This window comes from Pelomonas sp. Root405, assembly GCF_001425165.1.
GTDB lineage: Bacteria > Pseudomonadota > Gammaproteobacteria > Burkholderiales > Burkholderiaceae_C > Pelomonas.
Genome location: NZ_LMDU01000018.1, coordinates 140,984 through 154,826, shown reverse-complemented (window position 1 = coordinate 154,826; position 13,843 = coordinate 140,984). Strand labels below are relative to the sequence as shown.

13 protein-coding genes and 1 pseudogene are annotated in these 13,843 nt (G+C 70.1%); 7 read left to right on the top strand and 7 right to left on the bottom strand.

The window, feature by feature from the left end:
- Positions 1–24 precede the first annotated feature (24 nt).
- The 7 genes from ASC81_RS26100 (at position 25) to rpiA (ending at position 7,262) form a co-directional block, all read left to right on the top strand.
- Positions 25–1,161 (top strand): 3-deoxy-7-phosphoheptulonate synthase, encoded by a 1,137-nt coding sequence (locus ASC81_RS26100; protein ID WP_056274353.1) that lies wholly within the window; start codon positions 25–27, stop codon positions 1,159–1,161.
- 103 nt (positions 1,162–1,264) lie between these two features.
- Positions 1,265–1,696: a DUF2141 domain-containing protein gene (locus ASC81_RS26095; protein WP_056274350.1), complete on the top strand. Its 432-nt coding sequence runs from the start codon at positions 1,265–1,267 to the stop codon at positions 1,694–1,696.
- A gap of 13 nt (positions 1,697–1,709) precedes the next feature.
- Entirely contained in the window at positions 1,710–3,191 is a 1,482-nt protein-coding gene (locus tag ASC81_RS26090) for a carotenoid oxygenase family protein (RefSeq protein ID WP_056274347.1), read from the top strand.
- Between the two features lie 251 nt (positions 3,192–3,442).
- Entirely contained in the window at positions 3,443–4,108 is a 666-nt protein-coding gene (locus ASC81_RS26085) for a PEP-CTERM sorting domain-containing protein (RefSeq protein WP_056274344.1), read from the top strand.
- Positions 4,109–4,123: 15 nt separating this feature from the next.
- A complete protein-coding gene (locus ASC81_RS28045) occupies positions 4,124–4,765 on the top strand; it encodes a PEP-CTERM sorting domain-containing protein (RefSeq protein WP_056274342.1) in 642 nt (213 codons plus the stop codon).
- 5 nt (positions 4,766–4,770) lie between these two features.
- A complete protein-coding gene (locus tag ASC81_RS26075; RefSeq protein WP_082536838.1) occupies positions 4,771–6,540 on the top strand; it encodes a family 16 glycosylhydrolase in 1,770 nt (589 codons plus the stop codon).
- Positions 6,541–6,590: 50 nt separating this feature from the next.
- Entirely contained in the window at positions 6,591–7,262 is a 672-nt protein-coding gene (gene rpiA, locus ASC81_RS26070) for a ribose-5-phosphate isomerase RpiA (RefSeq protein WP_056274340.1), read from the top strand.
- 90 nt (positions 7,263–7,352) lie between these two features.
- On the opposite strand, the pseudogene ASC81_RS26780 reads toward rpiA, so the two are convergent.
- The 7 genes and pseudogenes from ASC81_RS26780 to ASC81_RS26035 all read right to left on the bottom strand — a co-directional run.
- A pseudogene (locus ASC81_RS26780) lies at positions 7,353–8,578 on the bottom strand (methyl-accepting chemotaxis protein); the annotation flags it as partial.
- A 190-nt stretch (positions 8,579–8,768) separates the two neighbouring features.
- Positions 8,769–10,307, bottom strand: coding sequence for an FAD-dependent 5-carboxymethylaminomethyl-2-thiouridine(34) oxidoreductase MnmC (gene mnmC, locus ASC81_RS26055; RefSeq protein ID WP_056274329.1), 1,539 nt, complete (start codon positions 10,305–10,307; stop codon positions 8,769–8,771).
- The gene (locus tag ASC81_RS28040) at positions 10,271–10,591 is read right to left on the bottom strand and encodes a hypothetical protein (protein ID WP_235533795.1); all 321 of its coding nucleotides are present in this window, start codon (positions 10,589–10,591) and stop codon (positions 10,271–10,273) included. The genes mnmC and ASC81_RS28040 overlap by 37 nt, the downstream gene beginning before the upstream one ends.
- Positions 10,588–11,223 carry a hypothetical protein gene (locus ASC81_RS26050; RefSeq protein ID WP_056274326.1) on the bottom strand — a complete coding sequence of 212 codons (636 nt, stop codon included), beginning with the start codon at positions 11,221–11,223 and terminating at the stop codon, positions 10,588–10,590. The genes ASC81_RS28040 and ASC81_RS26050 overlap by 4 nt, the downstream gene beginning before the upstream one ends.
- A complete protein-coding gene (locus ASC81_RS26045) occupies positions 11,207–13,168 on the bottom strand; it encodes a DUF3482 domain-containing protein (protein WP_056274322.1) in 1,962 nt (653 codons plus the stop codon). The genes ASC81_RS26050 and ASC81_RS26045 overlap by 17 nt, the downstream gene beginning before the upstream one ends.
- A gap of 20 nt (positions 13,169–13,188) precedes the next feature.
- Complete coding sequence (locus tag ASC81_RS26040; protein WP_056274320.1) at positions 13,189–13,515, bottom strand: type II toxin-antitoxin system RelE/ParE family toxin; 327 nt, start codon at positions 13,513–13,515, stop codon at positions 13,189–13,191.
- Positions 13,512–13,781: a type II toxin-antitoxin system Phd/YefM family antitoxin gene (locus tag ASC81_RS26035; RefSeq protein WP_056274317.1), complete on the bottom strand. Its 270-nt coding sequence runs from the start codon at positions 13,779–13,781 to the stop codon at positions 13,512–13,514. The genes ASC81_RS26040 and ASC81_RS26035 overlap by 4 nt, the downstream gene beginning before the upstream one ends.
- Positions 13,782–13,843: the final 62 nt, after the last annotated feature.

Here is a 13,843-nt window from a genome sequence, read left to right as displayed (position 1 = left end):
GCGGGGCTTGCCTGGAGCCCCGCGATGACCTCTCTCGACCATCCCCACCCCGACCGCCGTCCGTTTGAGGATGAACGCGGCTCCCGCGACGAAACCCGCGACACGACCCGCACCGACGACACCCGCATCGGTGCCGTGCGTGCGCTGATCAGCCCGGCGCTGCTGCTCGAAGAGCTGCCCATCCCGGATGCGACGCTGGAGCTGGTCGAGCAGGCCCGCCAGCAGATCAGCGCCATCCTGCATGGCCAGGACGACCGCCTGCTCGTCATCGTCGGGCCATGCTCCATCCATGATCACGACCAGGCAATGGACTACGCCCGCCTGCTCAAGGCCACGCGTGACGAGCTGAGCCGAGATCTGCTCGTCGTCATGCGTGTCTACTTCGAGAAGCCGCGGACCACGGTCGGATGGAAGGGCTACATCAACGACCCCCGGCTGGACGGCAGCTTCCACATGAACGAGGGCCTGCGCCTGGCGCGCCAGCTGCTGTTGGACGTGAACGCGCTGGGCCTGCCGGCAGGCACCGAGTTCCTGGACTTGCTGTCGCCGCAATACATCTCGGATCTGATCGCCTGGGGCGCCATCGGCGCACGCACGACCGAAAGCCAGAGCCATCGACAGCTGGCCTCGGGCCTGAGCTGCCCGGTGGGCTTCAAGAACGGCACCGATGGCGGCATCAAGGTGGCCAGCGACGCGGTGCTGGCCGCCAGTTCGCCGCATGCCTTCATGGGCATGACCAAGATGGGCACGGCCGCCATCTTCGAGACGCGCGGCAACGAGGACTGCCACCTCATCCTGCGCGGCGGCAAGGCGCCCAACTACGACGCGCCGTCGGTCAACGCGGCCTGCACTGCGCTGAAGACGTCGGGCCTGCGTGAGCAGGTCATGATCGACTTCTCGCACGCCAACTCCAGCAAGAAGTACGAGCGGCAGGTCGATGTGGGGCGTGATGTCGCGGGTCAGATCGCGGGCGGTGATGCCCGCATCACCGGCGTGATGATCGAAAGCCATCTGCAACCCGGCCGGCAAGACTTGGCCGAAGGCCAGACCAAGGCCGACCTCAAGCCGGGCGTCTCCATCACCGATGCCTGCCTTGGCTGGGCGCAGACCGAGCCGCTGCTGCAAGAGCTGGCAGCGGCGGTCCGCACACGGCGCGGCTGACCCCGCTCGCGCCAGCCGGCGCCCGGCTGTCGCAGTGCGCTCGCGTCGCGGCGAGCCGGTTTCCAGAATTCAGCCATTCCTTCTGCTGAACCTGGAGACCGTGATGAAGAAAGCGCTTGCCGCCGCCGCCCTGACCGCCATGCTGCCGCTGTGCAGCCACGCCGCCGACGTCACCCTTGAAGTCGAAGGCCTGGACGCCAGCCGCTTGGCAGGCGCCACGCTGATGGTGGCGGTGTTCACCGATCCCGCCGGCTGGCTGCGCCAACCGCAGTCGGGACAGCGATTCGTGCTGGGCGCTGAAGCGGCCAACGGCAAGGTCAGCGTCGTGCTGAAGGACCTGCCCGACGGCCCGCTGGCGCTGAGCCTCTTCCAGGACGCCAATGCCAATGGCCGCCTGGACATGAACGCCATGGGCATCCCCACCGAACCCTATGGCTTCTCCAACAACGCCGACGGTGGCTTCGGTCCGCCCAAGTTCGAGCAGGCCGTCATGACGCCGGCTGCCGGCGTGACGATCAAGGTTCGGATGAACTGACGGGGTGGCGGCCATGGACACCACACGTCGTTCCCTGCTGACCGCGCTGCTGGCCGGCGGCCTCAACCCCGAGTTGCTTGCCCTGGGCCTATCGGCCGATGGGTTTGCTTCCGATGCGCCGGAGCTGGCGCCATTTCGGGGCCTCGATGGAGAAGGTCTGGACACCGCGAGCGCAATCGTCGAAGGCCGCCTGCCCACGGCGCTACGCGGGCGCTACTTCCGCAACGGCCCCGGCTTGATGCAGCGCGCCGACCAACGCTACCGCCATTGGTTCGACGGCGACGGCTTCATGCAGGCCTGGACGTTGGGCGACGGCCGCGCTAGCCACCGCGGCCGCTTTGTGCAGACCGACAAGTTCCGTGCGGAACAGCAGGCCGGCCGCTTCCTGTTGCCCGCCTTCGGCACCGCCATCAATGCCGAGCGCCCGGTGCGCGGCCCGGACAGCCTCAACGTCGCCAACACCAGTGTGCTGCTGCAGGGTGACCGCCTCTACGCGCTTTGGGAGGGCGGCAGCGCCCATGAGCTGGACCCGGCGACGCTGGCCACCCGGGGTGTCAAGACCTGGTCAGCCGAGCTGCGCGGCATGCCGTTCTCGGCCCATCCCAAGGTCGAGGCGGACGGCACGGTGTGGAACTTCGGCACCGCCAACGGCCGGCTCGCGGTCTACCAGATCGACGCCGCCGGCAGCGTGCGCCGCCACGCGGTCCTGGACGTCGGCGCGCCCGCGATGCTGCATGACTTCGTCGTGTCGCAGCGCCACCTCGTCTTTCTGCTGGCACCGATCACGATGGATATGGCAGCGGTGCGCGCCGGCGCGTCGATGGTCGACGCCATGGGCTGGAACCCGGCTGGCCCGACCCGCGTCCTCGTCATCGACAAGGCTGACTTCAGCAGGCAGCGCATCTTCGAGATGCCCGCCGCCCTGGTATTCCACTTCGGCAATGCCTGGGACGATGGCCGCATGCTGCGCCTGGACTATGTCGAGAGCGTGCCGCTGCCGCAGTTCAATGTCGCCGCCGAGCAGATCATGCGCGGCCAGCGCACGGCGCGCGAGGTGTCCATGCCGCGTGTGCTGGAGATCGATCTCCAGACCGGCCGCCTGCGCGTGGCTGCGCGCGACGAGGCGGTCGAGTTCCCGGTCGTCGACCCGCGCGTCGTCGCACAGCGGCATCGCTTCGTCTGGTATCCCACGGCCGTTGACACCGGGGCGCGTTGGGGCTTCAACGGACTGATGCGGCTGAACATCGAGACCGGCGCGCGGGAGCGTTTCAGCTTCGGCGCCGATACCGTGGTCGAAGAGCATGTGCTCGTCGCCCGGCCCGGCAGCACCAAAGAAGGTGAGGGCTGGCTGGTCGGCATGGGCTACGACATCAAGCGCCAGCGCAGTTTCTTGAGCGTCTTCGACGCAATGGCCCTCGCCGCGGGGCCGGTGGCTCGCGCCTGGTTGCCCTACTGGGTTCCGTACGGATTTCACGGCAGGTTCTACGCAACCTGAGAAGCATGGCGTCAGGTCAGCCGCGAGCCGCGCAGCAGCCATGCCGCGCGGCTTTTTCGCATCCGCCGCTGCTCCTGACTAACCCTGAGATCAAGGGCAGGCCGCATTGACAGCCTTTTCCCTTGACCCTATGGTCCGCCGTCCTGAAAGCGCTTTCAGAAAGCGGTTTCATGATTGGCGGCCGGCATGGCAGTTCGTCGTCGCCTCGTTTTGAATCGATTCGACTTTCACCGAAAAACCAAGGAGACGACATGCTCAACTTCAAGACCTACACGGCGCTTGCAACCCTGTTGCTGGCCGGCGCGGCCAGCGCGGCCACCACCAATGGCTTCGCCAACGGCGGATTTGAAACGCCCGGCGGCGCCGTTGCGGCGGGCTGGCTGACGGCCCCCACCGGCAATCCCGTCATGCCCACCGCTGACGCGCACAGCGGTAGCGCTGCCGTGCTGTTGACAGTGCCCAACGGCTTCGGCGCATCCACGCTGTTCCAGGACTCGTTCGCCCACGGCGGCCTGCCGGCGTTGACGGCCGCCAACGTTGGCGACACCCCCGTGCTCAGCTTCTGGGTCAAGGGCGATGTCAGCACCACCGGCAACATCATGTTCTCGCTCGGCTACATGGGCGACAACGGCAGCCTGTGGGGCAGCGGCAACCGCTTCTTCCAGAACGACATCAACGGCAGCAGCTGGACGCAGATCAGCTTCCAGGCCGCCGCCATTCCCGCCGGCACGAAGTCGCTGTTCCTGGAGATCAACACTGCCGTCGGCCCGCTGCTGGACGGCCGCGTCAATGCCGTCTACCTCGACGACGTGCAGTTCACGCTGACCACCGCCGCCGTGCCCGAGCCCGAGACCTATGCGCTGCTGATCGCCGGCCTCGGCATCGTGGGCGCCATCGCTCGCCGCCGCCGCGCCTGATACGGAAAGACCACCATGACACTTCAGACCCACACCCTCTCCAAGGTCGCCGCTGCCCTGCTGATTTGCGGCTTGGCCGCCCATGCCCACGCGTCCGGCACCGTCGTGCTGGACACCTACCAGTCCGACATCAGTTGGCTGGACGGCTGGCCCAACCCGCTGGCCCAGGGCCAGGACATCGCCATCCCGTTCGCGCTTGCCGACGCCACCTCCATCCAGTCCATCCTGACCTCCATCGAGCGCACCGATGGCAGCGGCGGCGTCACGGTGGGCATCCTCGCTCGCGGCGGCGCGCTGCCTTCCGGCGCCAACTGGCTCTACAGCACCCATCTCGCGAACCCCGTCGTCAACACCTTGCTGACCCCCTCGGGTTGGGCGCTCGATGCTGGAAGCTACTGGCTCGTCGCCGTGCCCGACAGCGGCTTCATCGGGCAATGGCAAAGCGCGACCAGCGACCCCACCGCCAACTGGGCGCGCAGCACCAGTACCGGCGCCTGGGTGACGGTCGACTCGCCCTTCATCGGCATGCCCGCCGCCCGCATCACCGTCACCAGCGCCGTGCCCGAGCCCTCGACGTACGGCTTGATGTTCGCCGGTGGCCTGTTGCTGGCAGCTGCCGCGCGCCGCCGCAAGTCCAACGCCAGCCAGCAAGGATGACCCCCATGAAGCATCAACACATCGTGCGCGCCGCCGCCGGCGGCCTGCTGCTGGCCACCGGCGTCGCCGCCTCCGCCAGCGTCACCAGCCCCGTCATCGGCAAGCTGCTCTGGTCCGAGGAATTCAACGGCGCCAGCCTCGACGGCAGCGTCTGGACCGCCACCACCGGCAACGGCTGCCAGATCGGCCTGTGCGGCTACGGCAACCAGGAGCTGCAGTACTACAGCGCCAACAACCTCAGCATCACCAACGTGCCCTTCGAGCCGGCCACGCGCGCGCTCGCCATCACGGCCAAGCGCGAGGTCGTCGGCAGCAACCAGTTCACCTCCGGCAAGATCGACACGTCCGGCAAGGTACAGGTCAAGTACGGCCTGGTCGAAGTCCGCATGGCCACGCCCAAGGTAGGCGTGGGCCTGTGGCCGGCCGCCTGGATGCTGGGCACCAGCCCGCAGGTCTGGCCGCGCAAGGGCGAGATCGACATCATGGAGATGGGCGGCCGCCAGCCGGCCGGCCTGCCGCCCATCTCGCCCGACCAGTTCGTCGGCGCCAACGTCATCACCTTCAATGACGCGGCCTGCGTGCCCGGCAACGAAAGCTGCGCCGCCTCCACCGCCTGGCAGACCAAGAACTGGTACACGCCGTCGCGGTCGCTGGCCAACCGCTTCGTCACCTACCGCCTCTACTGGACGGACACGCAGATCCGCTTCAGCGTGCTCGACAACGGCCGCGAGGTCGACATGTACAAGGCGCCCATCTCCACAGTCGGCTCGCCCGCGTTGCAGGCGCCGTTCTACCTGCTGTTGAACCTTGCCGTGGGCGGCAACTTCACCCCGGCCGCCACGCCCGCGCAGATCACCGCGCCGCTGCCGGGCACCGCCTATGTCGACTACGTCCGCGTCTACGAACTTGACGGCAAGGGCGAGGTCAAGCTGGGGCTGGGCATTGAGCCCGAGGTCGGCAAGTTCGGTGTCTTCACCGACAACACGCCGGTCGACAACAAGCAGGTGCCGGGCGTGTCTTCCGACGTCTACATCTGGAACCAGGGCTCCATGACGGCCGGTGACATTCCGCCTTATGAGGGCGCGGGCGTGCTGGCCTTCCGCTACTTCGCGCCGGGGCAGTGGTTCGGCGGCAGCATCCAGTCCCGCCAGGTGCGCGACATGAGCGGCTTCCGCAACGGCAACATCAAGCTGAAGATCAAAGCGCCCGCCAACGTCGCCTTCCGCATCGGCATGCAGGACACCTACACCAACCAGAACTCGGTGACCTTTCCGGCCAACACGACCGCCTATGGCCTGGTGCGCAACGGCGAATGGGGCACGGCGACGATTCCGGTGGCCGAGATCGCCGGCCCGAAGATCGCGCTGCAGTCCATGCTGGACATGTTCCAGTTCTTCAGCGTCGACGCCGCCCTGCCGAACGCGCAGTTCCAGATCGCCTTCGACGACATCATCTGGGACTCGGGCGTCGCCGGCACGCCGCAGGTGGCGGTCAAGCCAGCCATGGCGAAGACGGCAGTGGTGTCGGCCGATTCGGCTCAGACCAGCGCCAGCACGCTGGAGTTCTCCGCTGCGTCCTCGGGCTGGGTCGACGTCCACTACAGCGTCAACGCCGGGGAGACCCAGACCGTGCGCATGCGCCAGGACGGCAAGGCCAGCCGCTACACGGCGGGCGGCCTGAAAAAGGGCGACGTCGTTGAGTACCGCTTCACCGCCTGGGATGCAACGCGCGGCGTGGCCGTGGATTCGGCGCCCAAGAAGGCGGTCGTCAAGTAGGCCGACGGGATCGGTGCTACCTCTGCACCGATCCCGGCAAAATCGGCGCCATGAACCAAGACCAGCTCAAGCAACTCGTCGGCCGTGCCGCCCTTGACTACGTCACACCCGGCCAGATCGTCGGCGTCGGCACCGGCTCCACGGTCGACTGCTTCATCGACGCCCTGGCCGCCGAAATCGCCAAGGGAGGCCTTGCGGTGGCGGGCGCCGTCTCCAGCTCCGAGCGGTCGACGCTGCGCCTGGCCAAGCACGGCATCCGCGTGCTCGAAGCCGCCGAGGTGACCGGCCTGACCGTCTACATCGACGGCGCCGACGAGATCGACGCCCAGGGCCACATGATCAAGGGCGGCGGCGCGGCATTGACGCGCGAGAAGATCGTCGCCGACTTGGCCGAGCGCTTCGTCTGCATTGCCGACGAATCCAAGCTCGTGCCGGCCCTGGGCAAGTTCCCGCTGCCGGTCGAGATCATCCCCATGGCCGCTGCCCAGCTGATGCGGCGCTTCGCCAGCATCGGCGGCGCCGCCCGGCTGCGCCAGGGTGTCGTCACCGACAACGGCGGCCACATCCTCGACGTGACCGGCCTGGCCATCACCGACCCGCTGGCCTTCGAGACCGAAGTCAACCAGTGGCCCGGCGTCGTCACGGTCGGCGTGTTCGCACGCCACAAGGCCCAGGTCTGCCTGCTCGGCAGTGCCGAGGGCGTGAGGACGCTGACCTTCTGACTGCACTGACCGACATGCAAAAGAGCCGGGCTTGCCCCGGCTTTTTCATTGCAGCGTCGGTGCGCCGATCAACAGGTTTACAGAACGTTCCTAGAACGTTTCCCAATCGCCGTCGGCCGCCGGGGCGGCTGCGGGTGCTGCAGGTGCCGCCGCTCGCGGCGCCGGGGCCGGTGCCGGTTCGGCCTTGCGTGCCGGCGCGGCGGGCTTGGCGATGCCGCCGCCCATGGGCTTGGGCGCCATCGCGGGCTTGGTGGGCGGGCTCGACACGGGCTTGGCGACTGGCTTGTGCACTGCTCGGGTCACCGCCTTGGGCGCCGTCGGGCGCGGTGCCGAGCCACCCAGCTTGAACACCGCAATCGCTTCGGCCATGCGGGCCGACTGCTCGCGCAGGCTTTCGGCCGCGGCGGCGGATTCCTCCACCAGCGCCGCGTTCTGTTGCGTCATCTGGTCGAGCTGCACGACCGAGCCGTTGACCACGCCGATGCCCTCGCTCTGTTCGCGCGCTGCGGCGCTGATCTCGCCAATGATGTCGGTCACGCGCTGCACGCTGGCGACGATCTCGGTCATCGTGCTGCCGGCCGCCTGCACCGCTGGGTGCCGGAGTCGACGCGCTCGACGCTGGCGCTGATCAGCGTCTTGATCTCCTTGGCGGCGCCGGCCGAGCGCTGCGCCAGCGAGCGCACCTCGGCGGCCACGACCGCGAAGCCGCGGCCCTGCTCGCCCGCCCGCGCCGCTTCGACGGCGGCGTTCAGCGCCAGGATGTTGGTCTGGAAAGCGATGCCGTCGATGGTGCCGATGATGTCGTTGATCTTGCGCGAGCTCTGGCTGATCTCCTCCATCGTCGAGACGACCTGCGACACCGCATCGCCGCCGCGCCGGGCCACCGTGGCCGCAGAGCTGGCGAGTTGATTGGCGGTCATCGCCGCGTCGGCCGTCTGCTTGACGGTACCCGTCAGCTCGGACATGGAGGACGCCGCGTTCTGCAGGTTGCTCGCCGTCTGCTCGGTGCGCTGGCTGAGGTCGAAGTTGCCGGTCGCGATCTCGGAGCTGGCCGTGCTGATGCTGTCGGCGGCGCTGCGCACGTCGGTGATGATCTTCTGCAGCGCAGACTGCGTGTCTTGCAGCGCCGACATCAGGCGGCCCATCTCGCCGCTGCCGCCGCTGCCAATCGGCTGGGTCAGGTCGAAGCGGGCCAGCGCCTCGGCCGCTTCGGCCGCTTTGGCCAAGCTGGCTCCGCCGGCGCCGCCCGAGGTCAGCACGGCCGCGATACCGGCCACCCAGGCCAAGCCCAGGGTCACGCCCAGCCAGAGCTTGGTCGACCCGGTGTCGCCCAAGGCCGAGTAGGCCATCAGCCCGCCGATGGTCGTGAGGACCAGAACCAAGCCCAGGGCCAGGGTCAGACGTTGCGTGGGGCTGTGCGGCATGCCGTTCTCCGTGATGAGGGGCGCTTCAGGGGCCTGAAGCAACGAAGCAGTTTGCCTCGCCGGCCCGTCTGGCGTGCCGCGATCAGCCGGCTAAACCGGGATTAGTTGCTCGGCGCGCCCGCCGCAGCGCAAAGCGCAGCGGGTCCACCGCATCCAGCAATTCAGCTTCCAGTGGCCGCGGCGAACCCAGCGCCAGCGCCGCCACAAGCCGGCCGGCCATGGCCGCCCAGCCGATGCCGCGCGACGCGAAACCGGTGCAGACGGCCAGCCCGGCGCAGCGAGGCTGCAGGCGCAGCTGATCGGCCCGCGGGCCCGGCGCAGCCAGGCCGCCGATCAGCGGCAGGCGGTCGGGCGCGACAAGGCGCCACGCGACGCGGCCGGCCAGCGGCGCGGGCGGCACCTCGCCCAATCCGGCAAGGCGGGTGTAGCGCTGCAGGTTGTCGAGCTGGTCGGCCTCGCGCAGCGCGGGGTCGAGGTCGCCGTCCTGCGCCGTGGCGCCGCACCAGAGGCCACCACGGCCGTCTGCGATCACGTAGCCGTCGCCCGCTACCGGCACGCCCGGGCACCAGGGGGCGTCGGTGAGGTGGCTGATCTGGCCGCGCTGCACGACCAGGTCCTCGGCCAGCTCGCCAAGCAGGGGCAGCTGCGCGTGACCGCCCGCCAGCACGACAAGCGGCGCGCTGGCGATGCGCTGGCCGGCGGCGTCGAGCAGATGCCAGCCATCGGCATGCGGCTCAAGCGCAGCCACGGCGGTGCCCAGCCGCAGTTCGGCAGCGCTCGCGGCCAGCATGGCGCGCGTGTAGGCGCCTGGGTCAACGGCGCCACCGCCGGGATAGAACCAGGCCGGATGGCGGAGTGCCGTGCCGGCCAGCGCGGCCGCCGCGTCGGCGGACAGCGGCTGCACATAACCCGGCGCTGCCAGCATCCGCGCCAGCGAAAGCCGCGTCTCCAGCCGCAGCAGGCCCTGGCTGTGCGGCACGCCCAGCTCGACCAGCAGGCGCTGCGTCGCCAGGGCCGCAGCCCGGTTGAAGCGCGCATGCGGCCCGTCATCCGGGTTGACGGTGCCGTGGAAAAGCCCGGCCGGGTTGCCCGAGCTGGCCTGCGCGGGGCCGGGCAGGGCGTCGATGACGGTGCAGGCCAGGCCCTGTCGAGACAGCGCCAGCGCGCAGGCTGCGCCGGCCAGGCCCGCACCGACGATGAGGGCGCGCCGGGCGCCAGGCGCCAGCGGCTCACGTCCGGCCGGGCGCTGCAAGGCGTGTCGCGGCGCAAAGCGGGCGGCGCCTGCTTCGGGCTTGCTGGCCAGACCCGGTACCGGTCCGATCTCGAAGCCCAGCGCAGAAAGCGCTTTGCCCATGGCGCGCGACATGTGCGACGTGGCCACCGTGGTGCCGGGCTCTGCGTGCCGCGACACGCTCTTGAGCAGCCATTCGTCCCAGGGCTCGCGGCGGTGCTGCGGTGCAAAGCCGTCCAGGTAGATCGCATCGGCTTGCAGCACCAGTTCGCGCATCATGTGGCGCGTGTCGCCCAGGCCAAGCAGCAGCTCGACGCGGCCGCCGTCGAAGCTCAGCGCATGCAGCCCGGCGGTCAGCGGTGGCCATCGGTCAACGAGTTGCGCAGCCAACACGCAGCCGGCGTGCGCGCGCGCCAGGTCCTCGCATCTGGGGGGGGGGGTTCCACGCTGACGAAGACCAGCCGCTCGCAGCGTGCCGGGTCTTGCCGCCAGGCATCCCAGGTCGCCAGGAAGTTATGACCCAGCCCGAAGCCAGTCTCCAGCACGACAAAGCGTTCGCGCCCTTGCCAGCGCCCCGGCAGGCCGTTGCCGGCGATGAAGACGCGGCGTGCCCGATCCATTGCGTGCGGGTCGGGCGGTTCGACCTCGGCGGGCGCGACAGCCGGCGACTTCATGCGCCCAGGCGCTGCATCTCGGCAGACTCGACGATGCGCACCGCCGGGCCGGGCGCATCCAGCGCCAAATGCAACGCGCGCGCCACGCGTTGCGGCGAGATCGGGCGCCAGGCGGCGGGGATCAGCCCGGCCAGCGGGCGGGCCAGCTTCAGCGTCCAGGCTTCCCCGCGGCGCGCGGGCTGGTCGAGCCGCTCGCGCTCACCGTCCAGCAGCGACGGCCGGGCGATGACGAGGCGCTGGAATCCCAGCGCGATCAGCGCGTCCTCCGCCTCGCCCTTGACCTGGTTGTAGAAGACGGCCGAGCGCGCGTTCGCGGCCATCGCCGACACAAGGCCGCAGTGCGTGGCACCGGCCTCGCGTGCTGCGCGCGCGACGGTGACGACGGCGTCGAAGTCCACCGCGCGAAACGCCTCGCGCGAGCCGGCCTGGGCCATCGTGGTGCCGAGCGCGATGTAGAGGCTGCCGGGTGCGGGCAGCGCAGCGAAGGATTCGGGCCGGGCGTAGTCCACCGTCATTGCACCCGCCTGAGGCTTGCGCACGAGGGCAATGGCGCCGGGCAACTCGGCCAGCAGCGCGCGGCCGACCAGGCCGGTCGCGCCGGCCAGCCAGATGGGTTCAGGAGCGGGCGACATGGGCGGAATTGTGGGCGCTCGGGTTGTCGCGTTCAGCCGCCTCGTCGACCTCCCGCAGCAGGCGCTCGCAGGCTTGGGCGAGCAGCGGCTGCAGCCGTGTCGGCACCTCAGTCGGTGCGTGCTTGAACGCGTCGACCCAGGCTCGCGCGCCGATGGCGGCGTCTACTTGCGCAGCCGGCAGCCGCAGCCCGATCTGGGCCAGCCAGACATTCAGCACTTCGCCGACCAGCAGCGGCGCGGCCTCCACCAGATCGACCTGCAGCGAGGTCGTGCGCCGGCCCTGGCGGCGGTTCAACCATTCCGTGAGCCCGCTGCCCGCCACGCCACCGACGACGGCGCCGATCAGCGCGCCGGCACCCAGCGTCAGGCCGCCTGCTGCCAGGTCCGCACCCAGGCCGGTCGCCGCACCGCCCATGGCGCCGCCCAGCACCGAGTTGCGCACGACGGGGCGCGGGCGTACCACCTGGTGCGGCCACTGCTCGGCGGCGGACGGCAGCGCATCGGCGGCGGCATCCTGGCCGTACAGCTCGCGCAGCCTGTCGGCCAGCAGCTGCAGCTGCTGCTCCACCGCCTTGCGCAGCTGCGCCTGCGGGTCCGCGCCTTCAGGCAGGTGCAGCGGCTGCAGACACAGGGTGGCCAGCGCCTGGGCCATCAGCTGCCGCGCCTGCCCCTCGCGTTCGCGCACCGGCGCCTCCCAGGCTTCGAACAGGCGCTGCCAAGCCGGCCGGCGGGCGGGTGGCCACAGCTTGCCCAGCGCACGCAGCTGGCGGCGCTGCGCCGGCCAGCCCGGCGTCGCAGCGGGCAGGCTGTCGGCCGCCACGTGGGCGTCGAAGGCAGGGGCGGGGTCAGGGCTTGCGTGCAGCAGCGCGAGCGCGCGTTCGCTCCAGGTGGCCGGCACGGTGTCGGGCGCAGCGTCGGCCTGCGTCACCAGCAGGCGGTCGCCTTCGGGGCTGCTCAGCCGTTCACCGGCCTGGCCGAGCAGGCTGCCGGCCAGGCGGCGCTGCGGGTCGATCAGCAGCAGGCGCAGGTCGGCGGGCCCGCTGCCGACGTGCAACGGCAGCGCGCGCGCCAGACGCCAGCTGCGCCATGCGGCGTGGAGCACCAGCAGCAGGCGCGGCAGGGCCACGAGCGCCACCGTTGCCGCCAGCAGATGCAGCCAGTCCGCCGCCAGCGCCTGCGGTCCCTGCAATGCGCCGTGGCGCAGCGGGGCGACGTCGGGCACGGCCAGGCCCGTGAGCCAGGCGGCGGGCGCCAGCAGCACATCGGCAAGGCGCTGCACCTGGGCTGCGTCGAGATACGTACTCTCCCAGCCGATCAGGATCTCCAGCCCGAGCGCACGCAGGTAGAGGCCGGCGATCAGCCCGAGGTTGAGCCCCAGCAGCGCGATGTGCCACAGCAGCGCGCTGCGGGCCGCCTGCAGCGGCAGGCTAAGCCGCCACCAGTGCGCCAGCGCCTGGCCGGCGCGCCCCCGGGCGCCCGGCGTCAGCAGGCGTTGCCACAGGCGCAGCAGCGGCCCCGCCTTGACTTGCAACTGGGGCCGCCTGAACGCCAGCACGAACAGCAGGCAGTAGGACAGCAACTGCAGCGCCAGCACACCCCACAGCGGCAGCGTCAGCAGGTTCAGCTGCTGGCCGCCCAGTCGGTCGACGCCCAGGCCCAGCAACAGGCCCACCACCAACGCCGCCAACGCCCAGCTGCCCGACCACAGCGGCCGCGCCAGCAGGTCCATCAGCCGGTCATCACGCTCGCCGAGTCGCTGCGCCGCATGGCGCGCCCGGGCCAGGCGGAAGTCGACGGTGGCACCCTCGGCCCGCGCCTGCTGCGTGGCCCAGCGGGCGTCCTCGGCCGACCAGAGTGCGCCCACCGCGTTGCTTTCGGCCCAGTCCAGCAGCGCCACGCGTCGTGCGGCTGCCTCGGGGGCCACGAAGTTGGGTTCGAGCTTCAAGGGTTCAGTCCTCGCAGCCGTCAGCGCGCCACGCCCAGCAGTCGCCGGGCGAGCAGGCCGCGCAGGTCGCGCCGCGCGTCGCAGACGATGTGGATGTAGACGACCTCGGCGGTCGGCTCGTAGATGACGCGGTTCTTGCCCGAGACGAGCTGGCGGTAGCGCTCGCTGCCCAGGTCGGCGAGTTCCTCTGGCACGGCGCCCGACAAAGGGAAGGTGTTGAGCGCATCGACCGTGGCGCGCAACCGGGCCAGCGTGTCGGCCCAGGCCGGCGGGCCGAACTTCTTCAGCACGTAGCGGCGAATGTCCCGCAGGTCCTGCTCCGCGCCGGGCAGGAAGACGACCCTCACGCGGCGTCGTCCTTTTCCAGGTCAGCAAACACCTCGTCGGCATCGCGCAAGCGCCCAGCGTCGATGTCACGCTGACCGAGCGCCAGCAGCTTCAGCAGCGCGAAGGTCTCTTGCTGGCGCTCATAGGCGTGTACGTCCATCACGACCAGCCGCGCCTCGCCGTTCTGCGTGATGAGCAGCGGCTCGCCAGACTCTGCAATGTCGTTGGCGATGCTGGCCGCGTGGCTCTTGAGGTAGCTGATGGGCTTGACTTGGGCGGTGAGCATGGCGGAGCGGTTTGGTTAGTGTGGACGGAATATAGACCGAATTCGGTCCTGCTGGCCGTGCC